At 56.1% G+C, this 23805-nt stretch carries 23 protein-coding genes; 12 read left to right on the forward strand and 11 right to left on the reverse strand.

The features are described from left to right. Positions 1-124: 124 nt before the first annotated feature. Positions 125-1495, reverse strand: a complete 1371-nt coding sequence (locus H7848_RS04130) for a class II 3-deoxy-7-phosphoheptulonate synthase (protein WP_208348273.1) — start codon at positions 1493-1495, stop codon at positions 125-127. Positions 1496-1636: 141 nt separating this feature from the next. On the opposite strand from H7848_RS04130, the gene H7848_RS04135 reads away from it, so the two are divergent. From H7848_RS04135 to H7848_RS04145, 3 genes are all read left to right on the forward strand, one after another. Beyond that, complete coding sequence (locus tag H7848_RS04135; RefSeq protein ID WP_208348274.1) at positions 1637-2641, forward strand: GlxA family transcriptional regulator; 1005 nt, start codon at positions 1637-1639, stop codon at positions 2639-2641. A gap of 90 nt (positions 2642-2731) precedes the next feature. Next, the gene (locus H7848_RS04140; RefSeq protein ID WP_208348275.1) at positions 2732-3811 is read left to right on the forward strand and encodes a GSCFA domain-containing protein; all 1080 of its coding nucleotides are present in this window, start codon (positions 2732-2734) and stop codon (positions 3809-3811) included. Further along, positions 3795-4556: a hypothetical protein gene (locus tag H7848_RS04145; RefSeq protein ID WP_208348277.1), complete on the forward strand. Its 762-nt coding sequence runs from the start codon at positions 3795-3797 to the stop codon at positions 4554-4556. The genes H7848_RS04140 and H7848_RS04145 overlap by 17 nt, the downstream gene beginning before the upstream one ends. A 15-nt stretch (positions 4557-4571) precedes the next feature. On the opposite strand, the gene H7848_RS04150 is transcribed toward H7848_RS04145, so the two are convergent. Beyond that, positions 4572-5462, reverse strand: a complete 891-nt coding sequence (locus tag H7848_RS04150) for a glycosyltransferase (protein ID WP_208348279.1) — start codon at positions 5460-5462, stop codon at positions 4572-4574. Positions 5463-5585: 123 nt separating this feature from the next. On the opposite strand from H7848_RS04150, the gene H7848_RS04155 reads away from it, so the two are divergent. From H7848_RS04155 to H7848_RS04180, 6 genes are read left to right on the forward strand one after another with little or no spacing between them, the layout of a single operon-like run. After that, positions 5586-6479 (forward strand): glycosyltransferase family 2 protein, encoded by an 894-nt coding sequence (locus H7848_RS04155; RefSeq protein ID WP_208348281.1) that lies wholly within the window; start codon positions 5586-5588, stop codon positions 6477-6479. A gap of 2 nt (positions 6480-6481) precedes the next feature. Next, positions 6482-7405: an alpha/beta fold hydrolase gene (locus H7848_RS04160; RefSeq protein ID WP_208348283.1), complete on the forward strand. Its 924-nt coding sequence runs from the start codon at positions 6482-6484 to the stop codon at positions 7403-7405. Then, positions 7402-8880, forward strand: coding sequence for a hypothetical protein (locus H7848_RS04165; protein ID WP_208348284.1), 1479 nt, complete (start codon positions 7402-7404; stop codon positions 8878-8880). The genes H7848_RS04160 and H7848_RS04165 overlap by 4 nt, the downstream gene beginning before the upstream one ends. Before the next feature lie 10 nt (positions 8881-8890). Then, positions 8891-9637, forward strand: a complete 747-nt coding sequence (locus H7848_RS04170; protein WP_208348286.1) for a hypothetical protein — start codon at positions 8891-8893, stop codon at positions 9635-9637. Next, positions 9634-11931 (forward strand): sulfatase-like hydrolase/transferase, encoded by a 2298-nt coding sequence (locus H7848_RS04175; protein ID WP_208348287.1) that lies wholly within the window; start codon positions 9634-9636, stop codon positions 11929-11931. Before H7848_RS04170 ends, H7848_RS04175 begins: the two co-directional genes overlap by 4 nt. Further along, positions 11928-12908: a hypothetical protein gene (locus H7848_RS04180; protein WP_208348288.1), complete on the forward strand. Its 981-nt coding sequence runs from the start codon at positions 11928-11930 to the stop codon at positions 12906-12908. Before H7848_RS04175 ends, H7848_RS04180 begins: the two co-directional genes overlap by 4 nt. 47 nt (positions 12909-12955) lie before the next feature. Here the strand turns inward: H7848_RS04180 and H7848_RS04185 are convergent, their stop codons facing one another. The 4 genes from H7848_RS04185 to H7848_RS04200 all read right to left on the reverse strand — a co-directional run bounded on the left by H7848_RS04185 (position 12956) and on the right by H7848_RS04200 (position 17107). Then, positions 12956-14542, reverse strand: a complete 1587-nt coding sequence (locus H7848_RS04185) for a glycosyltransferase family 2 protein (protein WP_208348290.1) — start codon at positions 14540-14542, stop codon at positions 12956-12958. 15 nt (positions 14543-14557) lie between these two features. Further along, the gene (locus tag H7848_RS04190; protein ID WP_208348293.1) at positions 14558-15316 is read right to left on the reverse strand and encodes a methyltransferase domain-containing protein; all 759 of its coding nucleotides are present in this window, start codon (positions 15314-15316) and stop codon (positions 14558-14560) included. A gap of 75 nt (positions 15317-15391) precedes the next feature. Then, on the reverse strand, positions 15392-16195 hold the full coding sequence (locus tag H7848_RS04195) for an alpha/beta hydrolase (RefSeq protein WP_208348296.1): 804 nt from the start codon (positions 16193-16195) through the stop codon (positions 15392-15394). A 6-nt stretch (positions 16196-16201) separates the two neighbouring features. Continuing rightward, positions 16202-17107 (reverse strand): glycosyltransferase family 2 protein, encoded by a 906-nt coding sequence (locus tag H7848_RS04200; RefSeq protein WP_208348299.1) that lies wholly within the window; start codon positions 17105-17107, stop codon positions 16202-16204. 158 nt (positions 17108-17265) lie between these two features. On the opposite strand from H7848_RS04200, the gene purB reads away from it, so the two are divergent. Together purB and H7848_RS04210 are read left to right on the forward strand one after the other, a co-directional pair. Further along, positions 17266-18567, forward strand: a complete 1302-nt coding sequence (purB, locus tag H7848_RS04205) for an adenylosuccinate lyase (RefSeq protein WP_208348301.1) — start codon at positions 17266-17268, stop codon at positions 18565-18567. Between the two features lie 23 nt (positions 18568-18590). Continuing rightward, the gene (locus H7848_RS04210) at positions 18591-19460 is read left to right on the forward strand and encodes a hypothetical protein (protein ID WP_208348303.1); all 870 of its coding nucleotides are present in this window, start codon (positions 18591-18593) and stop codon (positions 19458-19460) included. On the opposite strand, the gene H7848_RS04215 is transcribed toward H7848_RS04210, so the two are convergent. Next, positions 19445-20236, reverse strand: a complete 792-nt coding sequence (locus H7848_RS04215; RefSeq protein WP_208348305.1) for a YiiX/YebB-like N1pC/P60 family cysteine hydrolase — start codon at positions 20234-20236, stop codon at positions 19445-19447. The two genes, H7848_RS04210 and H7848_RS04215, sit on opposite strands and share 16 nt — an antisense overlap. A gap of 154 nt (positions 20237-20390) precedes the next feature. Between H7848_RS04215 and H7848_RS04220 the strand changes: the two genes are divergently transcribed. Next, entirely contained in the window at positions 20391-20552 is a 162-nt protein-coding gene (locus tag H7848_RS04220; RefSeq protein ID WP_208348307.1) for a carbohydrate-binding module family 14 protein, read from the forward strand. Positions 20553-20658: 106 nt separating this feature from the next. Here H7848_RS04220 and H7848_RS04225 read toward each other — a convergent pair whose 3' ends face one another. From H7848_RS04225 to H7848_RS04240, 4 genes are all read right to left on the reverse strand, one after another. Beyond that, positions 20659-20961 carry a hypothetical protein gene (locus H7848_RS04225; RefSeq protein ID WP_208348310.1) on the reverse strand — a complete coding sequence of 101 codons (303 nt, stop codon included), beginning with the start codon at positions 20959-20961 and terminating at the stop codon, positions 20659-20661. A gap of 71 nt (positions 20962-21032) precedes the next feature. Beyond that, the gene (locus H7848_RS04230) at positions 21033-21785 is read right to left on the reverse strand and encodes a hypothetical protein (protein ID WP_208348312.1); all 753 of its coding nucleotides are present in this window, start codon (positions 21783-21785) and stop codon (positions 21033-21035) included. Positions 21786-21788: 3 nt separating this feature from the next. Further along, positions 21789-22274 (reverse strand): hypothetical protein, encoded by a 486-nt coding sequence (locus tag H7848_RS04235; RefSeq protein ID WP_208348314.1) that lies wholly within the window; start codon positions 22272-22274, stop codon positions 21789-21791. A 54-nt stretch (positions 22275-22328) separates the two neighbouring features. After that, positions 22329-23756, reverse strand: coding sequence for a PASTA domain-containing protein (locus H7848_RS04240; protein ID WP_208348316.1), 1428 nt, complete (start codon positions 23754-23756; stop codon positions 22329-22331). Positions 23757-23805: the final 49 nt, after the last annotated feature.

Below are 23805 nucleotides of genomic sequence, written 5' to 3' on the forward strand. Positions count from 1 at the left end.
TCTCCCGAAGGTCCATCGAAAGTGCCTTACCCACTGCTCGCCCTCCATCTTGTGGTCGGCGACAGTGAATCAGCAAAATAAGCCTATGTGAATCCCCCTTGATTCAGGTCGATTTCATCACGCTCTAGCTTGCCGCGGCGTTTTCTTTGACGATGCGATGATCTGACAGTTCTTCGGCCACCAGGAATGCCAGTTCCAGCGCCTGGCTGGCGTTCAGGCGGGGGTCGCAGGCGGTGTGGTAGCGGTCGCTCAGATCTTCCTCGGTCACGGCCCGCACGCCGCCGGTGCATTCAGTCACATCCTTGCCGGTCATTTCGAAATGCACACCACCAGGCACGGTGCCTTCGGCTTTGTGGATGGCAAAGAATTCGCGAACCTCACGCAGCACGCTGTCGAAAGGCCGGGTTTTGTACCCCGTGGCCGATTTGATCGTGTTGCCATGCATCGGATCACATGACCACAAGACGTTCGCGCCCTCTTCACGGACGGTTTTGATCAGTCGCGGCAGGTGTTCGCCCACCGTTCCTGCGCCGAAACGGGCGATCAGGGTCAGACGCCCGGCTTCGTTCTGGGGGTTCAGCTTTTCCATCAGCACTTTCAGGTCCTCAGCAGTGGTCGTTGGCCCACACTTCAGGCCAATCGGGTTCTGAACACCGCGGCAGAATTCCACATGCGCCCCGTCAGGCTGGCGTGTGCGGTCGCCGATCCAGATCATATGACCTGACCCCGCAACCCACTGACCGGTGGTCGAGTCAACCCGCGCCAGGGCCTCTTCATATTCCAGCAACAGCGCTTCGTGGCTGGTGTAGAAATCGACCGATTGCAGCGTGTGGGCAGTATCTTTGTTGATGCCCGCTGCGCGCATGAAATCCAGTGTGTCGCTGATACGGTTGGCCATATCGCGGTATTTCTCGGCCTCATCCGCATCGGTAAAGCCCAGTGTCCAGCCGTGGACCTGATGCACATCGGCGTAACCACCGGTCGAAAAAGCCCGCACCAGGTTCAACGATGCCGCGGCCTGGGTGTAAGCCTGCAACATGCGGTTGGGGTCCGGGATCCGGGCCTCGGGCGTGAAGTCGAAGCCGTTGACGATGTCGCCGCGATAGCTGGGCAGTTCCTGATCGCCCTTGACCTCGGTCGGTGCGCTGCGGGGCTTGGCAAACTGACCGGCCATACGGCCCACTTTCACGACGGGCACCTTGGCGCCATAGGTCAGCACCATCGCCATCTGCAGCATCACCTTGAACGTGTCGCGGATGGTATCGGCTGAAAATTCAGCAAAGCTTTCGGCGCAGTCGCCCCCCTGCAGCAAAAATGCCTCGCCGCGCGATGCAGCGCCCAGGGCCTGTTTCAGCCTGCGGGCTTCGCCTGCGAAAACCAATGGCGGATATTTTGCAAGCCGGGCTTCCACAGCCTTCAGCGCAGTATCATCCGTATACTCAGGCATCTGAACCCGAGGCTTGCTGCGCCAGTCAGATTTCTGCCAATTGGTCATCGTTTTTGCTCCGGTTAGCGATATCAGGGGGCCTCTATACCCAAAAATCCATGCCTTTGCCAATGCCTTTGCGATGCGATTGGTCTTGATCAGATGTGGTAAACCTGATGTGGTGCTATGTGATAAACTAAAGCCGAGCTTATGAATACAGATCCGCGCGCGATAACAGCAGTTGAACAACCTACAAAGCCCCGACGTTTCGTCTTTGTGTTACTGGACGATTTCACGTTGCTTTGCTTTGCGTCCGCGCTTGAGGCTTTGCGGATTGCGAACCGTATGTCAGGTCAAGAGCTTTACACCTGGGTTCTGGCCGGTGAGGGCGGTGACACCGTGCGCTGTTCGGCGGGCACCGAGTTTTCGGTGGATTGCGATCTGGACGAGATGCTGCGCGACGATACGTTGATGATTTGCGGCGGGATTGACGTGCAGGCGGCGACAAGCAAGCGATTGCTGAACTGGCTGCGGCGCGAGGCACGGCGCGGCGCCACGATCGGCGGGCTTTGCACGGCGGGCTATAGTCTGGCCAAGGCCGGATTGCTGGATGGTAAACGCGCGACGATCCATTGGGAAAACCACGACAGCTTTACCGAGGAATTTCAAGAGGTTGAGCTGACAAAATCAGTCTTTGTCGTTGACGGGAACCGCTACACCACGGCGGGCGGCACGGCCTCGATCGATCTGATGCTAAAGCTGATTGCGGATGACCATGGTGAAGATCTGGCCAATGCTGTTGCCGATCAGTTGATATACAGCTCGATCCGTACCGATCAGGACACCCAACGCCTGTCGACGCCAACCCGCATCGGTGTGCGGCACCCAAAGCTAAGCCAGGTGATCCAGATCATGGAGGCCAATATCGAAGAACCCATCAGCCCCTCGATCCTGGCGCAGAACGTGGGGATGAGCACGCGGCAGCTGGAACGCCTGTTCCGTCGCTACCTGAACCGGTCGCCCAAGCGGTATTACATGGAGTTGCGCTTGCAAAAGGCGCGCAATCTGCTGATGCAGACGGATATGAGCGTGATCAACGTGGCCCTGGCCTGCGGCTTTACCTCGCCTTCGCATTTTTCGAAATGCTACCGGTCACATTACAACACGACCCCCTATCGCGAACGGGGCGCGCAGGCGGCGCGGCTGTCAATCTAAGAAAATCCCGGTGGGTCTGGCCGTCAAGATTGCGACAAACCGGCAGGCCTGCTAGGTTTAACGCCAATTTCGACAGATCAGGCCAGACAGATGTCGCACCCCTATAAAGACCTGCCGCCCAAGGCGTTCTGGCGTTCCGCCGTCAGCGACCGTTCGGCCTTTCAGATCAAAGAGCTGTGGGATCCGAAATATCGGATCCGCAAACGCACACGCATCGCCACGGCCGGATCATGTTTTGCGCAGCACTTCAGTAAGGCGTTGGTGGCACGCGGCTATCATTGGGTCAATGCAGAACCCGCCCCCGAGGGCCTGCCCGATCACCGCCACGCCGATTACCATTTTGGCACGTTCAGCTTTCGCACAGGCAATATCTATACGGTCAAGATGCTGCGACAGTGGATGGAATGGGCGCTGACCGACACGCCCATGCCCGAGGTGTTCTGGCATCGTGAGAACCGCGTCTATGATCCGTTTCGCCCCGCCATTGAACCCGGTGGATTTGCCAGCGAAGATGAGGTCCGCGCATCACGGCGCATCACGCTGGCCGCCATTTCTGAGGCGGTGCGGAATTGCGATGTTTTTGTCTTTACCATGGGTCTGACCGAGGGGTGGAGGGACCGCGAAAGCGATCTGGAATTTGCCATCTGTCCCGGCACGGCCGCGGGTGACTTCGATACCGCGCGCCATGTTTTTGCCAATCCAACGATCCGCCAGATCCAGCGCGATCTGCGGGCTGCGCTGAAGCTTATGCGGCAGGCCAATCCGACACTGCAGGTTTTGCTGACCGTATCGCCCGTGCCGTTGGTTGCGACGGCTTCGGGCCAGCATGTTCTGACCGCGACCAGCTTTTCCAAGGCCACATTGCGGGCCGTGGCCGGTGAGATGGCTATAGCGGCTGCTTATGTTGATTATTTTCCGTCGTTTGAGATCATCTCAAACCCGGTGTTTCGCGGCATGTTCTATGCCCCGAACCAGCGCAATGTCGATCAGACCGGCGTGGACTTTGTCATGCAAAGTTTCTTTGAATGTCAGGCGGCGAAATTTCAGCCGGACACGACGGCTTCCGATCAGCCTGTGCGCCCCCGTCGCGCGGTTCAAACGGACAAGACAGCGGATGAGCAAGACGACATTCGCTGCGAAGAAGAGATCCTGAATGCCTTCGCCAAGTAAGCCGCGGCTTTGTGTCTTTGGGGATAGCCACTACGCCGCCGTGAAGCGGGCCGTGGACGAACAGTTAGTCGATACCTCGGGCGTTGATCTTGAATTCTGGGGCCATGCCGGCAATCGCTTCCGCTTCCTTGAATGGAAAGACGACTGCATTCGACCCATTGATGACTTCACCGCAAAACGATTTGCGAAGTTCAATGAAAAACAACGGCGTTTTCTGGACCCCCGCGACTTTGACGCGATTGTCTTTGTCGGGTCGCGGCTGCGGACCACCCGCGTTTTCGCCCTGCTTCTGGATGCGCGATTGTCCGATGACAAGTTCCTGTCGCAGCAGCTGGAACACGAGATTGTGCGTCATCACCTTGAGGGTGAACTGACCTATCACTTTGCCCGCAACATTGCTGCTTTGAATGTACGCGTCCTGTTTTCGCCTGTGTCATTCGACATAAAAAGCACGCCGAATGATGCGGCAGATGTCTATGCAAAAGCCTTGGCCGCCAAGGAAACAGACAGGCGCGGCGTATGGAAGATCGTTGCGCATGAGATGGGCCAGGACGGCATCGAACTGATCCCTCAACGCGCTGTGACCGTGACCGATGGCTGCTTTACCAAGGCAAAATATGCCACCGACCGTTATGTCGAACGAAATGACTACACCCACAAAAACGCGGCCTATGGCGCCCTGGTTTTTCAGGATGTGCTGAAAGTGCTGAAGGTTGATCAAGATCAGATCAGCAAAAGCGCGTAAAGGCCAAGCGGCGAGTTACAAAAAGCCGTACTCCTCAGCCAGTTGTTCTGGCCGGGTTGTGTTTTCAAGCGTTTGCCGGATGGACACCGCGGAAACGCCCGGAAATGCGGTATCAATCTGTTCGTCCAGTTCGGTTGTGCTGACCTGACCTTCGTTCAGATAAGCATGCCGCGCCATCATGCGGCGGGCTAGGGTGCTATCGGCCGAATTTACAGCGACAGGTGTTTTATACCCCTTGGTGTTATTGGCCCCGTGAACCGAATGGTGAAATGCATGAAAAGTCGGATCGCTAAAGACCGGCGCCCGACCACCGACTTTCAGGTGCTGCACCTGAAGCGGTGTGCGTCGATAATCCGACCCCAGAACCGCTGCCAGTCCGATGGCGATCAGGCTTTTGCTTCTGGGAACATGCATTGCTTTGTCTTCCAGAACAAAGCCCGTGAACCCTTTGGGAAAGGTGATAAACATGCCAGGCTCAAGCCGTGCGCTGGCTGAACGCAGCTTTTCGATATAAAGACTGCCAACCGCATCATCGTCATCCAGCCTGAAATGAACCGCAGGTATTGAACCATCTTCGGTTGATGCGGAAACCACGGGTGCCAAGGCTTTGCCGATATTGCGTTGGGGCGAAACATCAATGGTGATGAAATCGTGGGCGCGCGTGACCTCTTCTAACCGGTTCCGATAGACTTCGGGCATTTCCGGCGACACCAGAAAACGCATCTGAAAATCTTTGTCGGTCTGATGCAGCAGCGACGGTAGCATCAGATTTTCGAACAATTGAAACCGGACCGCCATGCGTAACGGATGCCAAAGCTTTTCCTGCGCTGCCGTCAGGTCATCGATCTGCCGCCCGGTATCAGACACGCCAAACCATGAAAAACGGCAATGCCCGTAGATTTGCATAGTTACTTTCACCGTAGCCACTGACGCATTGACAGTTGCAGGAAGATACACCGTTTGCAATACCTTGTCAGATAAGGTTGCATTGAGGCCCGGATGTTGAATGACGCGTTCTGAGGAAGACAGATGATCGAGCCCACCAAGGCCCCTATGGCCGCGACAACCATGGTTGGGGGCGACCATTTTTTCCTTGAGCGGTGGGTGAATTACTATGGCAAGCATCTGGGCCGCGAAAATCTGTATATCTACAGCCACGGCGGCGATCCGGCGCATAAGGAAATCGCGGCAGGCGCCAATGTGATCTATCTGCCCTATGACGACACTCGGTTCAGCTGGAACCAGCGCCGTTGGCAGATGATATCGCTGTTCAACGGGGCTTTTTCGAATTTCTACAATTGGGTGCTAAGCGGTGATGTGGATGAGATTGTCGCAGTTGACCCGGCCGTGTCGGATAATCTAGTCGATTATATCGCGGGACTGCCGCGCAATCGCCTGCCCCGAGTTCTAACGCCCTTTGCCTTTGAGATGGTGCATAACCCCACGCTGGAACCGGACCCGATTGAGCCGGGCGTCAATCTGCTGGAACGGCGGCGGATTTTCCGGCTGAACGCCAATTACTGCAAGCCCTGCATCGTCCGCGCGCCCGTCAGCTTTGCACCGGGTGGCCACTATGCCAACCACAACCGCGTGCATCTGGACGAAAACCTGTACCTGTTTCATCTGCGGTTCATTGATTACAATATGACCAAAGACCGGCTGGCCCTGCGGCGCGAACAACGCAATATCGCCAGCGGTGATCTGAAAGAGGTCAAGCGCAAGGCCACCGGATGGGATACCGCCTGGGACGATTATCAGATTTACGCCAAACGCGAACCCGTTGCCGAAACGGCGTCCTTCCCCGAGGTGCGCGCCAAGATGCTTGAGGGCTGGAAGGTCAAAAAAGGCAGCTATTGGAGCCTGAGCGGCGGGCGCAGCAAAGAGGTCTATCGCCTGCCTGAACGATTTTCGGAGCTTTTCTGACCATGGACGACGGCCCAGATACCCCGCTTCCGCCACAGATTGCGTTGCAGACGGCCTTGTCGACCCCGCCCAACCGCTTTCGCGTGATCAACGATGAATACCGCCTGTGGTTCGAACGTCGGTCAGATGTGCTGTACATCACCTTCGACAATCTGGCGACGATTGACGAGGATGAGCCGCGCAAGCCCTGGATGTGGCGACGGGTTGAGGATCTGGGTTATTCTGTTCTGGGCATCCAGTCCTTTCGTAAGGATTGGTATCGCCATCAGACCACCGGGCCGATGATCCGTGATCTTGCGGGTAGCGGTCTTTTCGCCCCCTTCAGGTCGGTCGTTCTGATGGGCGCGTCCATGGGCGGGTTCGCGGCGCTGAACTTTGCCCCACTGATCCCAGATGCCCGCGTTCTGGCCTTCAGCCCGCAGTCCACCATGAACCAGAAAATCGCGCCCTATGAACGCCGCTTTCGCTATTCCGTCCGGCGATCGAATTGGGACGGCATGCCGTTTCTGGATGCCGCCGCCGCCATTCCGTACATCCCGGCCGTGTCGATCCTGTATGACCCGTTGGTTCCCGAGGATAAGGCCCATGTCGCCCGTATGACCGCGCCCCACGTTCAACTGCTGCGCCTGAACCACGCGACGCATGAGGCAATCCGCGTGGTCATCTATTGCGACGCCCTGCATCAGGTCATGCGCGATATGGCGGAAACAGGGCGCGTCGGTCCGATGCTTTGGCAAAAGATGCGATACCGCCGGATGGTGCGAAAATGGGCACGTCAGTTCACGGGCAACCTTGATACGGACCGGCATCCAAAGCTAAGCATAGCGGCCTGCAACGCACTGCTGAAAGCCAAGCCGGATCAGCGATTTGCCAAACTGGCGCGGGCAAAGGCCGAAGCCAATCTGGCCAAGAAGGAAAATGTGTGAGCGACGATAAGGATAAGAAAACGCCCGCCAAGCCCAGTGGCGTGCTTTTGCAGGCGGAAAATGGCGATGTCATCCGCTATGATCCGACGGGTCTGCAGATGGTTCTGTCGGATCACGTCATCGCCGATATCGACCGTCGGTTGCAGGAACGATCGTCGCCCGAGGCCGAGGACGCCGATGACCGAATTGCACGTGCCACGCGCGGTATTGATTGCTGGGATGTAGCGCTGGACGGCGAATGGTGCAGATTTCACGCCCGTCTTCCCGGTCGCCAAGGACCGCGCAAGTTTCAGCGGCTGACAACCAATGACCCTGACGCCAGCCCCCCTGCCATCATCGCCTGCACCCAGGAACCGCTGATCGGCCTTCTGGGCTTTGGCGGACAGCGCCGCGCCCTGGGGGTGCCGGAACCCTGCGCCTATCCGTTTCACATCCTGGCCCCCGGTGATGAAATCGGTGCCGTCGGGATGGCGGGGCTTGAATCCGCGACCCGTTGCGACACCCTGCTTGGCCTGACCGAGATGACGCGCGAGGCATTTATTGCCGAAACCCTTTTGGACATGGCGCTGGACCGCTTTGCCCCGCTGCCCCTTTACCTGACGCGGGCTGAAACCGACAGCTCTGCCACTGCGGCAGATTTGGCCAGTGGCACGGCCTTTGATAATATCGGTCAGGCGATGGCCAATCTGAAAGCTGCTGCAGACCGCCTGGGCCAACGCGCAGAGCTGGCCGCGATCATGTTGGATTTCGGGCTGGAAGATATCTCAGACGATGCGGAAAGCTATCAGAAAGCCATGCTGGATCTGCTGGATAAACTGGCAGCGGTTGCGGCGGAAAACGGCTTCCGGCGTCCGCCGGTTTTGTCCATTTTTGACTGCGGCACACCGCAGATCAGCGACGGGGCCATATTGCGCGCGCAATGGCAGCTGTCATGGATGGGCCTGCGCCACGGTCTGATCTACGCCGCGCCGGGCTATATGTTCGAACAAGACGCCTATGCCCGCCCGACCCCGACCGCCCTGCGCCAGATGGCCGAAATGCAGGCCCATGCGCTGGCCCATCTGTCAGTGCGGGACATCTGGTCTTGCCCCACCTTCCTGTTGGCCGAACGGGAAAACGACAACCAGATCAGAGTCCGGGCCGAGGCGATGGGGCCGCTGATCATCGACACTGATGCGCCATTTGCCGTCGGACCCGACACCGGTTTTCGGCTTGAGAATGAGACGACCGGCGCAAAACTGACCGATGTCACCATCGCGCCCGATGACCCACAGGATATTGTGCTGAGTTTCGACCAGCCACCGCAGTCAGACGGTCAGCTAAGGTTGCTTTATGCCTTCGACGCCCCTGCCCGCGAAACGCAGGATGGCTACCCTGCCGCCGCCGGTGCGATACGGGACGACTGGGGCTGGAACAGTCCGACAGGCGCGACGTTGCACCGATGGGCCCTGCCCGCCGTTTTGGATGTGCACTGATGGGGACGCGATGCTGACGATAGAGATTGATTTGCCGCCGGGCGCATTGCTGCCGACCGACGATCTGGCGCAAAGCCTGTCTGAACAAGAGGCGATATGGCTGTCAGCAGCACGCGACTGGATCGTTCAGCAGGATAAGTCGATCACCGCCTGGTCGTCCCGGACAGATACCGGTATGGCCTATCCCGCCACGCCGAACAAAGGCAACGGATCGCTTGGCCCGGACGGCGTCGTTTTTAAAGCCAATGTAAATTGCGGCTATATGATTGATATTGAGGCAAACTGCGACGTCTATAGCGCCCTGATCCGCTACAAAAGCCCTGCAAAAGACGGGCGGACCTTGTTGAGCATTCACGCCAAAGACAACGCTGCCCCCTATCTGTTTCTGAATGAACGATCTGAACTGATTGAGCTGAAACAGGATAAAGCCCCACAGGGTGTGTCGCTTTATTTTGAACCTGAAGCGGGTGAATGGAACCAGATCGTGATTTCGGTGTCGAAAGATGTGCTGTCACTGGCGATCAATGATGAAGACGCGGTCGTAACCGAAACGCCGTCCCACAACTACGCCCCGCCCGGTCAGATGTTTATCGGCTGCCGCAGCAATCGCGGCGGGTTGCAGAAAACCCTAGGCGCGCTGGTGGTCAGTGATGTGATCTTTCTGCCCGGTGTCGATCTGCTGAGCGAAGACCAGCGACCGCAGCGGAACGCGATCCAGGCGGCGCTGCCTGCGAAAAGCACAGGGGTCACCAAATGAGCTTCAACCGAGATACCATCGCGCAAGACAATATCTGCGTCATCTGGATCGATGATATGCTGGACATCTTCACCTGGCGTGATGCCTTTGGTGTGCGGATCGACACACCAAACATCGACCGGCTGATGGGTGAAGGCGTGCGGTTCGTGAACACCTATGCCACTGTTCCGCTCTGTGCCCCCTGCCGGGCCGAACTGGCCACGGGGTTGTCGCCCTATCGCACGGGTCTGGTCGATCTGAACCGCATCTGGCGCGAAGACATGCCGCCTGTGACGGCCTGGCAATATGATCTGCGGCGGTCAGGGTTCCGCTGCTTCACCACGGGCAAGGTCGACGGGCATTACAAACCAATGCCGGAACGCTTTCGCCGCATTCTGTTTCACGAAGAACCCGCCGCGCGCGACAGCAGCAAACGCGGCCCCCCCTTTGCCTATCTTGACCGCGGCCCTGGTATCCGTGGCTACAATCACCCTGATGATCAGGGGGAATATGATGGCGGTTTCTATGACAACGCCGTGGCGGAAAATGCCATTGACTATCTTCAGCGTGCCGACCCCGACAGGCGCCATCTGATCCAGCTTGGGTTCAAACACCCGCATTATCCGCTGGAATGCCCCGACCGGTTCTATCAACGCTACGACGTCAGCCAGATCAAATGGCCCGATACCGCTGCACCCGAAGACTACTTTGGTCCCCAGGCCGGAATGGCGATGTATGAAACCGCCTATATCACGAATGGCCGCTGGACCCCCGAAGGCGCAGGGGATGAAGCCTGGCGTCAGGTCGTGCGCGCCTATTTTGCCGCCTGTTCACATGTGGACCATGAAATCGGCCGGTTTCTGGACGCTCTGCGCGGCTCGGCCCTGGGGGATAACACCACGGTTATCCTGCTGTCAGACAACGGATTTAACCTGGGCACCCACGACAGCTTTCATAAGATGAGCCAATGGGACAGTGCCGCCCACGTGCCCCTTGGTATCTGGAACGCGAAGATGACCGAAGGGCGCCAGATCGACCTGCCCGTGTCGCTGCACAATCTGCCGAAGACCATCATCCAGCTGGCCGGACTGACCCCGCGCCCCGATTGGGTGTCGGGCCAGAGCCTGCTGCCGCTGATTGATCCCAGCTTTGGAGATTATGACCGCAGCAAGTCGCCGATCACCAGTGTTTTCGGCACGCTGTCTGTCCGCCCTTCAGTCAGGGGCTACGAACAGTACCGCTATTTCCGCTATCCCAACGGCGAAGAACATATCTATGATCTGGTCGCCGATCCGGGGGAAACGGATAACCTTGCGGCCTCGGCCCCCGATACAACGCCGGTTGATTTTCTGCGTCAGGAGCTGATCCGCGGTGCTGCCGACCTGGGTCTTGATCTGCGCGGCCTGCGGACGCCTGACACAGGGATCAAGGCGATGATGGCGCTCGATGGGTCCGTGACGCTGGAAGGCGGCGTGGACGATAACCATTACTGGGTCTACGGCGCTGATGCCGAAAAGATTAAGGAGGACGAAGGCGGCGGCCATGACACATTGTGGTATATGGGCGGCCCGGATGAGTATGAGCTGAACATGCCCCAGCATGTCGAAAACGTACGCATCGCCACAGTCGTCGCCCGGCCCGAAGGCAAACCCAAGGCCCCCCGCGTCATCCAGGTGCGCGCGCATCCCGATACGCCGATGCGGTTTGAAACCTCGGAACGCGTCGCTGTCGGCGTGCGCGGCACCAATGCAGACGATCATATGACCGGATCGCGCTATGCGTCATCCGAATTTCATGGTGGCGGTGGCAACGATCTGTTGGAAACCCTGCCGGTCAACAAGGCCCGCAACCGTTTCTATGGCGGCGCCGGCGACGACACTTTGCGTGGCGGATCGGGGCGCGACCTGCTGGATGGCGGGCCTGGCGATGATCATATTTATGGACGTGCCAACAACAACCGGCTTTATGGCGGGTATGGCAATGACCATATCGAAGATGGCGGTGGCGACAGCGAAATCCACACCGGCGCCGGGCGAAATACGGTCGTCACAGCGGGCGGGCGCGATATGATCCACGTGGGCCCCGGGCAGAACACGATCAACATCGGAAAAAACGGATCACCGACGATAAAAGTCGCTTACGGCGGTGTCACCGAAATATCCAGATGGACAGACGGCGCGACTTTGGATTTGACCAACTGGCCGTCGAAACCGCAGGCATATGCGCTTGAAACTGGCACACGACTGCAACTTGGCTGTAGCACGATTGTCATCCATCACGGCGATGATCAGCATTTAACAATCCTGCACCCATGAAAACCCTCAGCCGCAGCCAGCAACGCATCCGCAACCGGCAATTGGCAGAATTTGAGGCCCTTGGCCCAATTCCAACCGCGCCGCAACCGGTTGGACGCATTTTGATCAGCGCCGTGACACGTACAGCGATCCGGGGACGCGGCAAGGTCGAGCCAACTGATTTTTTCCCGACATTTCTAAAGCGGCTTTGCGACCTGGGATGGCAGCCTCAGTTTGTATTCGATGAAGATGAGCTGGTCGAAAAGGTTCAGGACACAAGACCGGTCGTTTTGCTGAACCTCTTCAACGAAGAGTTCGGCGCGCCGCTATCGGTCAATATGAACATCGCGGAACAACTTGCAGATGTCACATTCAATCCAAGCCGCATCGGCCCAATCATGCGGGATAAGCGGCTGACGAATAGCTATCTGACAAAACGCGGCATCCGCATGCCCGAGATGGATGTCAAAGACGGCCACACCATTTTTTCAAATCAAAGCAGTTCGACATCAAAACCGGCCTGGTTGACATCAGACCTGTCGTCTGAAGACGCCGTATCCCGATATAACACGCGGTACATTGATACCCGGCGCAGCTTTGCAGGCAAAGAATACTTTATAACGCTTCGCGTCTTGGCCTGTGGTCCGCATATCATCCATGGCTTCATCGGGGCATCCGACGTCAGCCGTGAAAATCCCTCGGTTCATGGCGTCGACACACCACGCGATCCCACGCTTGTGCAACATCTTTTCGAAACCATGTTCGAAGCCCGTTATGATGAACTGCAAAGGACAACGCATCAACTGGACCAAATCTGGGGGCATGGCTTTTACCACCATGATTTCATTATCGAAAAAGATACTGACCATCTTTATCTTTGTGAAACCGGAATAAAATTCGACGCTTTTGCATTTTACAAAGCCATGTCTTCGATTGCAGATGATGCACCTTGCCTTACACCGCTGAACAAGGATGTATTTGCCCCAAAAAAGTGCTGATTTATTCATTCAGACCGTCGATTCAGAACTTAACGCCGACGATGATGTCAGCCGGTGTTGAAAAACCATCTGACCATTTTGTTCAGTTGATCAGGTGAATAGGTCTGCGGCGCCACGTCAAACAACGCAATGCGCCCGATGGTTTTGCAGGGCTCAAGCACCTCTTGAACCTCATGATATCGGGGGCGGTTGACATAATCATCCCACATCACGGTCAAAGGTTGACGACAGTTCATCAGTGTCGCAGCGAAGCAACCCATGCGAAACCTGCCGTCAATCAGCACCAGATCAGGCGAAAAGGACATATCATTCCAAGGCTCAAGCGGATAGTTGCAGAACTGGTTCCAGTGTGCCGTGGATTTCGGCTTGCCCCAGGCGCGGGTCGGGCCAATATCGATATGGCGAACTTCGACACCGTCACGCATGAACCCATGCGCTTCAAGTCCTTTGATAAGCTTATCTGCCCAGTCCCTATCGCTTTCAATGCTTAAGACCGTGGCGGATGTTTCCTGTGCCGCAAAAACTGTTGATCCCCCCGACCCATATTCAAGAATGACCTCGGCCTGGGAATAGGCCTGCTTTATCATTTCTACCGCTTGCGGCCGGAAATGCATCTCGGGCAGTGGAATGGGGACCGGTTCAACAGTCGTCTGTTCCTGTTCGATGGTGTCCTGTTCCAGCAGCGAAAGGTTTTCGGTCAAACGATCCGCAATCAGCTTCTGGGCGCGTTCCACAGCATCGTCCTGTAATGCCATACCCATCAGGTGCGTTGTCCGATCCTGCCAATGCAAAATAGAGTTGTCGGTTTCTTCGTTCGTGTTCAGTTTATTGAACAGATTGCCGGTATGACGCAGCTTGGTGCTTGTCTTTGCCTCGGTCCAGTACCCGCGACCACGAAGCCGCTTCAGCTGATACATTTCGCGGGTGCGCACGGCATAGTGATTGATCTGCGCCAGATCCCAGCCCTTGTCCTCACGCCCGATCCGGGGAAAGCTGCGTGGCGCTATGCCGCTGAGCCATCTGTGATTGGGTCCCCACCTCCGGCTAAGCGGTCCGCCTTTGCCGCCGATTACATCTTCGAAATCCAAGCCATTCCCTTCATTCAGATAGGGCCGGTGAATATCCAGGCGCGAAATCTCGGGCCCATATCGGAAAAGGGTCTTAATGGCCCAGGTCATCTCGGTTTTCGGCGAAGCGGCAAGGGTGAAATCCTGGCTGACAAAACGCCCCTTGAATTCGGCACCGTTCCCGTCCCCGAAAAGCCGCCATGGGATCAGCATCCCCCAGGCGGGTTCGATATGTGCGATCAGGTCATCGATGCGGCGTTCCCCGATGTGAACATTTACAAATTCATCCAGATCGATCCAGATGACCCAATCACCATCCTTAAGCTTTCCAGACGACTTGATGATGTGGGCTGCGGATTGCTGTGGAGCGACGCCCTGATCAACCACATTCGGAACAGCGATCAGCCAGCCGATCCCCTGTAAGGCCTCTAGCATTTCAGCCGACCCATCATCGCAGTCATTATACGCAACAATGATCTGATCAAAGCCAATGGCACGGTGATAGGCCACCCATTCCAGAATATAGGGACCTTCGTTGCGCAACGATGAAATCAGAACTTTTGCCATTAACCTCTCACGAAATCATTTCGTGGCATCTTTCCAAGCAAGAAAAATCGTTTCCCCCCGCATTAGTCCATATTTTGAAACATCGGGTTCCACCGCGGTCACCTCTTCCAGACGAAACCCTGCAGCCTGAATGCGTTGCCGAACATCGCGCCCATAGTAGCGGACGTGGTCATATTGACCGTAGTGCAGGACACGCTGCGATTTGGTCAGGCTTGTGGGATCGGGCCCCTCATAGGTTTCATTCCATCCCTCAACGATGGGCGTCGCCAGAATGGCCAGACCCCCAGGCTTCAACACCCGCCACAACTCAGACAGAGCTTTTCTGTCGTCGACATGCTCCATAACATGCAGACAAAAAATGCGATCAAAGCTTTTATCTGGCAGATCCAGCGCTTCGATGTTCAGTTTGAGATCAACGGCTTCACGCATATAATCGGTTGTGATATATTCGCCCGATCTGCTGCGGATATTGTCGGAAATCGGTTGTTCCGGCGCGAAATGCAGGACTTTGTGGGTCTTGTGGATGACATCCAATCGATCCAGATAAAGCCGCAACAATCGGTGACGCTCCAGCGAAGAACAAGATGGACAATGCGCATCGTAGCGCGGCGGATACCCAAAGGCCGAAAATTTTCCGAAATACCCACAATTCGGGCAGTGCCGTGCAAAACGTCCACCGGCAAAGCGCGTGAATTGCTCAATCGCTTTCGTCTTACGCCGTTCCAGTTTTCGCTGAAATCGCGCCGTTTGATCCTTTGGCGGTTCGTCATCCATGTTCCGGGGCTTTCCTGACAGGCGCGGCGGATAAATCGATACTGATGTACTTGGCCTGCATTCATTTACCAATCGTTAACTGCTGCGTTTATCGGCTTGATTGACCGACGCAATCAAGCCCCTCAACAGGTCTAGCCATGGTCGGCCGTCGGGGTCGTCTTCTTCCAGGAATGCGGTGACCTGCTGTCTGTGGCCGCGAACTGGGGTGATGTGGACACTCAGCGGTGCGGATTTTTCCAGGGCTTTTTTTGCGATGAGCCGTGCATTGCGGGGCGAAATGACGCCGTCGTGGCATCCATGCATCCAAACCGCGGGCGGACCTTCGCGATGCAGACGCCAGGGTTGCACCATCGCCGCGCAAACGCCCATGGCAGCATCGGGGCGGGGCAGATCCTGCCAGCCGTCACGCGGCGGCCAGGCCAACGACAGCGCGGCAATTCCGCCAGCCGACGCGCCCAACGCAACAAATGGCGCCGATAGCCCAAGGTCATTCTGATTTTCCCGCAGATAGGTCAGCGCCGCTGCAAAATCTTCGAGCGCGGCATAGAAGGCAGGCCCACAGTAATTCGGATTGATCCGCATCCCGACCCGGGCCGTTCGCGCCTGTGCCGCCTCAATCGCTTTTGCCTTGCGCGGCTCAAAGGCCTCAATCCCGGTTTTCTTTCGATAATCGATGGATGCAACGGCAACACCCTCGGGTCCCAGTTTTTCGGACAAGCGCCTTGCGGTCTTGTCTTTGCGACTGCCATGGCTGAAGCCCCCGCAATGGGCATAGATCACAGTCGCTTTGCAAGGTCCATCAGGATGATACAGATCGATACCAAGCTGCGTCGCACCATCAGCAGATGTATAGTGCAAAAGCTGGGGATCAGACGGCATGACGGGTCAAAAAATGCTACGAAAGCGGTCGGGCAAGGCATAAAGCGTCTTGCTGCGCCCGCCCCCGAAAAAGGCGATCTTATCGTTGTGCAGCAGCTTTTGGTTTTCGACCATCTTCTTGCGGAAGTCTGGAAAATCTATCGTCTTTTCAGACGCTTCGCCGCTAGACAGCCTCTCAAAATTTTCAAGATCCTTCACCCAGGTATTCTGGGACTGTTTGACATCCTGATCTGTGATCTTCGATCGCATCTCTTTTCGTGCGATCAATCTTTGGCGGCTGGTCTCATAATCAAAGTAGCGCAAATGCACCAGATACAAATGATCGTCCAGAACACGAGGTAAATGCGAATTTGCGTGCCCGCCCATGGTAAAGGTGCAGGTGCTGCGCACCACACAGGGTTTTGAATAATTCGCGTTCAGCCTGAAGACACTTCGATTGCTCAGAACCGGTATTTCATCGGAAATCAACCCGGTTTCGATCTTGGGATTATGGATCAGCTCAAGCCCAAGCGGACACATCGACTTGGGCACGCTGTCGCCGGATTTCGCTGATAGATAGGCCGCAAGGTTTGGTGCGACATCTGGATCGACAATGACAATTTCATCAGTATCGCCACAGATTACCCAGTTGTAATAAAACAGAAAACCGTTGACCAAAGCGGTCAACGCACGCCAACGACGACGGTTGAACTGCGTCATCGTCTCATCCCGGAAAACGCCGATGATGTTCGCCTCGGGCGCGATGCGGCGGTGTTCGGGGTCATTGCCGTGGCTGATGATGTAAAGATGCTGCGGGCCGAACTGTTCTGCGTAATAATCATACCATTTCTTCAGGAAGAAATAGTCCTTATAGCACATTGTAATTGCGGCAAAATCGGCCTTGGTGGGATCGGGAAACGGGCGTTTGGCCATTATCTTTGCGCTTTTGATCTGGTCAGCATCACTGTCATTTGGCGGATACCATAACAGCCTGGCATAAAAAGTGAATTCATCAAATCAAACCGCCGCACTTGCTGCGCTGGCGCCGCCGGGCTATGACCCGGCCACGTTTTTCATCAAAAGGCCCGTCAATGATCCCCCGTTATTCCCGCCCTGATATGGTCGCCATCTGGTCGCCTGAAACCAAGTTTCGCATCTGGTATGAGATCGAGGCGCATGCCTGCGACGCCATGGCCGATTTGGGCGTGATCCCCCGCGAAAATGCGGATGCGGTGTGGAAGGCCAAGGATGTGGACTTTGACGTTGCCCGAATTGACGAAATTGAGGCCGTCACCAAACACGATGTCATCGCCTTTCTGACCCATCTGGCCGAACATGTGGGCAGCGAAGAGGCCCGCTTTGTCCATCAGGGCATGACCAGTTCCGATGTGCTGGACACCTGTTTCAATGTCCAACTGGTACGTGCGGCGGATATTCTGCTGGCCGATATGGATAACCTGCTGGCCGCGCTGAAACGGCGGGCCTATGAACATAAAGACACCATTCGGATCGGCCGAAGCCATGGCATTCACGCCGAACCCACCACGATGGGTCTGACCTTTGCCCGCTTTTACGCCGAGATGGACCGCAACAAACGCCGACTTCAGGTCGCGCGCGAAGAAATTGCAACAGGTGCGATCAGCGGCGCCGTCGGCACTTTTGCCAACATCAATCCCGCGGTCGAGGCGCATGTGTGTGACAAACTGGGCCTGGTGCCTGAACCGATCAGCACACAGGTTATCCCCCGCGATCGCCATGCCGCGTTTTTTGCAGCCCTTGGCGTTGTGGCATCCTCTATTGAAAATGTGTCAACCGAAGTGCGCCACATGCAGCGAACCGAGGTTTTGGAGGCCGAAGAATTCTTCAGCGCCGGTCAAAAGGGATCCAGCGCCATGCCCCATAAGCGCAATCCGGTGCTGACCGAAAACCTGACGGGCCTGGCGCGGCTTGTCCGCATGGCTGTGATCCCCGCGATGGAAAATGTCGCCCTTTGGCACGAACGCGATATCAGCCACAGTTCGGTTGAACGCAACATCGGTCCTGACGCGACGATCACATTGGATTTCGCCCTGGCCCGTCTGACCAGCGTTGTCGATAAACTGGTGATTTACCCCGATAACATGCTGGCGAATATGAACAAATTCCGCGGCCTGGTGATGAGCCAGCGCGTGCTGCTGGCCCTGACCCAAGCCGGCGTCAGCCGCGAAGACGCCTATCGCCTGGTCCAGCGAAACGCGATGAAGGTCTGGGAAGAGGGTAAGGATTTCAAAACCGAACTACTGGCCGACCCCGACGTAACCGCCGCACTGACTCCAGATCAGATCGAAGAGAAATTCGACCTTGGCTATCACACCAAACACGTCGATACGATCTTTGAACGGGTGTTTGGTTAAAGCGACAAGGACATTTCTGAGTTATGATTATGCGTCTTTACCGGCAACGCCGCCGTGCAATCTTTGTTTTCGTTGCTACAACGTTCATGATGCTGGTCGTCAATCGACTAAACCCCGAAAATGATCTGAATTTTCTAAGTCTGATTGTCGGGGCCGCCTTAACAGGATTTGTTACGGCAGCCATAGTATCCATTATTATCTGCTTCGTCCTGCCAATGTTTCGATATCTGGTCGAAACGATAGCGATAATGATAGTAATCTCGGCTGCTCTACGTGCAGTTTTACCAGATGGTGAAACCCTGGATGCATTGTTGTCTTATGTGCCCTTTATCTGTGTGATGTTGTTTCTTGTCGTTCTGAGCAGTCCCGTTCTGGACCGCTTCTACAAACAGAAACAGAGTACCAGCAGACAAACCGTGCTGATCAGCGCAGGAAGGGAACGAGTGTTTCAGGGTCTTTACCCTTCGCTTCAACACGCCAGTGACTATTTCTATCGAAACACGGTTTTTACCCCATATGGTAACGCATCCGAACAGCTTTTGGCGATTTATCCGGACCGCTCGGGGCAGCTATATCAGGCCTCTATCCTGACTTTGACATCGACCGATGGCAAAACATACGGCGAATATGATTTCGCACCGCTGGTCGCCAACGCGGCAACGGGTGGATTGTCTGGCACATTCAAGTTCTGGATCGAACACAATGACCTGCACGAATATCGTGTCACGATCGAAGAAACGCGGTACGACATCCCCCTCAGACGCCTGATCTTCTGGTATTTCGAAGATGAATTTGCGGACCGCGTCGACTGTATGAAAGCTGAAATCGAGGGGCAGCCAAACCACAGCTTTTTCGCGATGAGTATGCCGCCCCGTAGTCAGACGACGGGTTGAGTGTGCTCCTCCCCCTCTTTTTGCCAGATCAGTCCCCGGTGATCGAAACCTGTGCTGATCGTCGGTTTCACCACCTCGAAATAAGGGGACAGGTCAAAATCCCGCGGTGCGAACAGGGAATGGTGGCGGATGTGATAGATTTCGCGTTTGATATAGCGACCCTTGCCGCCCTCGACCCGCACGGTGGGCAGGATGGGATACTGGATCGACTGATAGGCCTGCGCGATCAAGGATGAGCAGATGGCCCGCGTCGGATCACCGGACCCAAGGGCCAGCATCCGCCGCCGCCAGCGGACGGGGACCGGCGGTGTGGGCATGAAATACCGCATCAGATCAAAGATATTCCGCAGGTCATATTTCAACCCGATCTTATCGACCATAAAGTCAACCACCCGCGCCCGTTCGTCATCATTTAACCCGGCGGCCCGGCAAATACGCGTGTTATAGGTTTCATATTTCGACAGCGGCACTGCGACGCAACCTTCACCCAGATTGACCTCAACCAGCCGTGGACGCTTGGCGCCATCAACCGGGTCCAGAACATCACCGACATACAGCGCCGCATGTGACCATGTGGATTGGGTCAGGTACTTGATGGCCTTCGAGATACGTTCGTTCCCCTCAATCAGCAGAACGTCGCCCGGCTGCAGGGTCCGGCACAGCGTTTGAAAATCGGATGGCGTATAGGGATCGTACCCCGAACTTTTCGTATGCAACTTTTTCGCAAGCCGCTGCCCGATCCAGTCCAATGCGTCATCTATCCGGTTTGATGGCATGTGTTCCCCCCTGCCCGCCATCGAAACCGACTGGGGGTAAGATGTCAAAGCACCCACGCTCACAAAAATCTGTTCAGGCGGAAAACACTTGTTTCTTTGACGTATAGTCAAGCCGTGCTATGTTCGATCTCATTAGCCAACAGGAGAGATGCTCATGCAAGTGAAGACCCTTCTGACCGCAGCTGTTCTGGTGATCACACCTGCTGTGGCATTTGCCGGTGGATGCAACTACGGCAAAGACACTGTCGCCATGTCCTGCTCTGCGGGAACCGTATGGGATGACACGACCAAAAGCTGCGTTTCAACAACCAGCTGATATTCATCACTCAGCACTACACTAGGCGGCCCGAAGGCCGCCTTTTTTATGAATAACAATGGGTGTCGGACCGGTTGGGAAGCAGACCGGAAACCAAATTGTCCGCCTAGAGAACAATAGTCAGCACAACACCAGCAATCAAAAGAATGACGCTTAGCGTCCCGGCCCAGACCGATTTGAACGTAAAACTTAAGATACTGGTAACGGTGAGGCCAGAGGAGCTGGACCCCGACAGTTCAATCCGCGCATCTGAAATCGCTTCATCGATGATACCAACAATTGCAACCAGGACAAATGCTGTTGCCATTGGAACAAGAGTGAAATCACTTTGTGTAATTCCCCAGATCACGGCACCAATTCCAAGAGCCAAAAACAGTACGATTGCGGCAATTCTTCCTACTTTAGGCATTTTAAATTACTCCTTTATAAAGTTTTTTGAGTTTAAATGATCGACCAAAACCACGGCCATACTTTTAAAAACTAAAACCGAACCAACGATAGTATCCCCGGAAGCGACCTGATAAACAGGATCAGTGCCCAGATCAGGCCCAGGATCGCGATGATGATGGCCAGCACGGCGTCCCCGATGCTGTGCAACATCCCCGGCAGCAGGGCAAAGACGATGCCCATCAACAGGCCGATCAGAAAGCCGGTGATCACAATGAAAACCAGCGTTTTGTTCTTCAGATAGCGCCAACTGGACACCAGCAGCAAAACAAAGGCCACAGCGCGCAGCAGGGTGATCAGACCAACCGCAATCGTGACCGCGCCCGTATTGAAGCTGGCAAAAATGATCATATAGACGATCGTTCCAAAGGGTACGGCCAGCAACAGCGACAACATCAGCATCAGTTTCACGATGGCCAGGATCAGCACGATCAGCGAGATGATCAGGAAGATCAGCGTCACAATGGGCGTCGCGATGGCCCGCAATTTGTTATGCACGCCCTGCGATATGACGCCTGATGTCACCAGCATCAGCATCGTCCACAAAAGCAGCCCGTCGATCAGCGCGATTGAGGATGTCGCCATCCCCGGCGGGCGGTCCGGGCTGCTGTCGGCGGCGAATTGGCGACGGGCCTGGTCGCGCTCTTCCTCGGTTTCAAGATCCTGTATGAAGGCCACATTGGATCCCTCACTCGGCATCGGCAGAAATTGCGCGCCAATTTCGATGCCCACCAACAGCAGGGTCAGGACAAATGCGATCCAAAGGGGTATCTTGCGCAGCTTCATTACTTAGTCCCTCGATCTGGCCAGAACAAAGACGCAAGACGCGTCATTCCCCTGCGACGGGCAGGCCAGGATCAATGTGCCGCCCTCTTTATAGAACGTGACCTTGGCGCTGGTGCGTGTGGTGATATCGGCGGCGTCCGAGGGCGGCACCGGGCGCGGGTCATCGCTTGGCGAAAGGCTGAACCGCATGTTGCCCTGGCCGGTTTTCATGCGCACATCCGCCGCACGGCTTCTGAAACTGCCATCCGATATGCGGTAGCGGCACGTTGCACCGCGGCGCACGGTCAGATCAGCACCATTGGGACGGCACACGCTGCTTTGCGCAGCCAGATCAGAGGGCCGAAGCGTCGCCGTGAACATCTGACCCACCGACGATTGCAGCCCGTCCACGATGCTATCCCTGTTCCCATCACCGCGGCTGGTCCCTATGCCAAGGGCGGCCCAGGACAGGATCACGACAACAGCAAGGATCAGAATAAGCTTGACCATAATGAAATCTCTTTAATGAAAATCTGGCCCCGACCGCAGCCGGGGCCAGCGGGTTTACTTGCGGAATTGCAGGGAACTGGTGCGTGTCGGGCGGTTGTCGTTGTAGTTCGACACCATATTGACGCGCAGCGTATTGCCCTGCATCGCCATTTGAATATTGCGCACCACAAAGCCCTGATCATATTTCGCCGACAGATGGTTTGAGGACACACGCGCACTGGTGTTGCCCCAGTCGCAATCACGTGGCGAACATGACCCGAACATGCGCAGCGTATAGCGTGTGGCGTGCTGTGACTGGTTGGGGCAAAGCGGGGTCAGGACAACGCGGGTCACATCTCGTGTGTTGCGATCAACGTTTTTCCATGTGCCGGCATAGGGGCTGCGGGCGCAGACATTTACGCGTATTGGCCCAGCCTTTGGCGCGGTCAAAGTGATACGGCTGTTTTTGGGAACCGTTTGGTTCGGCGCCGGATTCTGAGCGGTCACACGGCCACTCGCCCCGTTTTGTGTCGGCGTGTTCACCGTAATCATACGATCGCCAAAGCCTGCATTTTCCAGCCTACGCCGCGCATCCGACACGCTGCGGTTACGCACATCAGGGACACGGATCGCGGGTTGCGGAATGGTCAGCTTGGCCAATGATCCCGGCGTGACTTCGGTATTTGCGGCCGGACGTTGCTGCGTCACGGTGCCATTGGCAGCTGGATCAAGGGGCCGGTCGATAGTGATATCGCCCCGACCGAACCCAATCGCCCGCAAGCGGGATACCGCATCGCGTTCCATCCGACCGATCACTTCGGGCATGATAGGGTTCGTGACCTCGGGGATCAGCGCGACCTCAAGAACGATCTCGGTATCCTCGGTCAGTTCCGCATCAGCCTCAGGGCTTTGTCCGGCGACCTGACCTTCGCTGAAATCATCGGACACGGTAACCTCAACTTCTTCTATACTGGCATAGGTCAAACCGTCCAGTTGCTCTCGCGCGTCCTCGATCTGTAGACCGGCCAGATCAGGCATCTTGTCGGGTCCGCCAGGAATCAGCAGATATGCCAGAATACCGCCGCCGATCAACAAAACAACGGCCGCAGCGATACCGGCAATCAGACCCCAGGATGTCTTCTTGGGTGGTGGCGCGTTCCCCGCAGAAACCTCCGCCGTCACAACAGCGCTTTCGCCGTTATTTTCCTCGGGCAAAGCCGTTTCATAGGCCCTGAGACGAAACAGAATCTCGGCCGCTTCAGCCGCATTTTCGGGGGCCACTTCGACCTCGATTTTGCGGGTCTCACTGGGCGCAAGCGAAATCCTATCGTCGCCAACGACACCGATCCAGTCCGGCAGCTTTCCTTCGGGCGGTCTGACCTCTAACCCGATTTCCAGCGGGCGGCCTGCGATATTGACGATGTCAAAACTGATCGTCGCAGACTGACCGGCACCAACCGCCACTTCAGTCTGACTTTGTGAGATATTTACAATTTCCGGCATTTTAAATCTCCTTTTAAAAATAATGGTTTGGAAAAGGTCTTGGTGGTAA

Origin of the sequence: Pseudaestuariivita rosea (genome assembly GCF_017592335.1) — a bacterium.
Lineage (GTDB): Bacteria > Pseudomonadota > Alphaproteobacteria > Rhodobacterales > Rhodobacteraceae > Parasulfitobacter > Parasulfitobacter rosea.

Coding starts and splice junctions, on each gene's coding strand:
- H7848_RS04130 (WP_208348273.1), bottom strand. CDS start 1,495: ATGACCAATTGGCAGAAATCTGACTGGCGCAGCAAGCCTCGGGTTCAG.
- H7848_RS04135 (WP_208348274.1), top strand. CDS start 1,637: ATGAATACAGATCCGCGCGCGATAACAGCAGTTGAACAACCTACAAAG.
- H7848_RS04140 (WP_208348275.1), top strand. CDS start 2,732: ATGTCGCACCCCTATAAAGACCTGCCGCCCAAGGCGTTCTGGCGTTCC.
- H7848_RS04145 (WP_208348277.1), top strand. CDS start 3,795: ATGCCTTCGCCAAGTAAGCCGCGGCTTTGTGTCTTTGGGGATAGCCAC.
- H7848_RS04150 (WP_208348279.1), bottom strand. CDS start 5,462: ATGCAAATCTACGGGCATTGCCGTTTTTCATGGTTTGGCGTGTCTGAT.
- H7848_RS04155 (WP_208348281.1), top strand. CDS start 5,586: ATGATCGAGCCCACCAAGGCCCCTATGGCCGCGACAACCATGGTTGGG.
- H7848_RS04160 (WP_208348283.1), top strand. CDS start 6,482: ATGGACGACGGCCCAGATACCCCGCTTCCGCCACAGATTGCGTTGCAG.
- H7848_RS04170 (WP_208348286.1), top strand. CDS start 8,891: ATGCTGACGATAGAGATTGATTTGCCGCCGGGCGCATTGCTGCCGACC.
- H7848_RS04175 (WP_208348287.1), top strand. CDS start 9,634: ATGAGCTTCAACCGAGATACCATCGCGCAAGACAATATCTGCGTCATC.
- H7848_RS04180 (WP_208348288.1), top strand. CDS start 11,928: ATGAAAACCCTCAGCCGCAGCCAGCAACGCATCCGCAACCGGCAATTG.
- H7848_RS04185 (WP_208348290.1), bottom strand. CDS start 14,542: ATGGCAAAAGTTCTGATTTCATCGTTGCGCAACGAAGGTCCCTATATT.
- H7848_RS04190 (WP_208348293.1), bottom strand. CDS start 15,316: ATGGATGACGAACCGCCAAAGGATCAAACGGCGCGATTTCAGCGAAAA.
- H7848_RS04195 (WP_208348296.1), bottom strand. CDS start 16,195: ATGCCGTCTGATCCCCAGCTTTTGCACTATACATCTGCTGATGGTGCG.
- H7848_RS04200 (WP_208348299.1), bottom strand. CDS start 17,107: ATGGCCAAACGCCCGTTTCCCGATCCCACCAAGGCCGATTTTGCCGCA.
- purB (WP_208348301.1), top strand. CDS start 17,266: ATGATCCCCCGTTATTCCCGCCCTGATATGGTCGCCATCTGGTCGCCT.
- H7848_RS04210 (WP_208348303.1), top strand. CDS start 18,591: ATGATTATGCGTCTTTACCGGCAACGCCGCCGTGCAATCTTTGTTTTC.
- H7848_RS04215 (WP_208348305.1), bottom strand. CDS start 20,236: ATGCCATCAAACCGGATAGATGACGCATTGGACTGGATCGGGCAGCGG.
- H7848_RS04220 (WP_208348307.1), top strand. CDS start 20,391: ATGCAAGTGAAGACCCTTCTGACCGCAGCTGTTCTGGTGATCACACCT.
- H7848_RS04225 (WP_208348310.1), bottom strand. CDS start 20,961: ATGCCTAAAGTAGGAAGAATTGCCGCAATCGTACTGTTTTTGGCTCTT.
- H7848_RS04230 (WP_208348312.1), bottom strand. CDS start 21,785: ATGAAGCTGCGCAAGATACCCCTTTGGATCGCATTTGTCCTGACCCTG.
- H7848_RS04235 (WP_208348314.1), bottom strand. CDS start 22,274: ATGGTCAAGCTTATTCTGATCCTTGCTGTTGTCGTGATCCTGTCCTGG.
- H7848_RS04240 (WP_208348316.1), bottom strand. CDS start 23,756: ATGCCGGAAATTGTAAATATCTCACAAAGTCAGACTGAAGTGGCGGTT.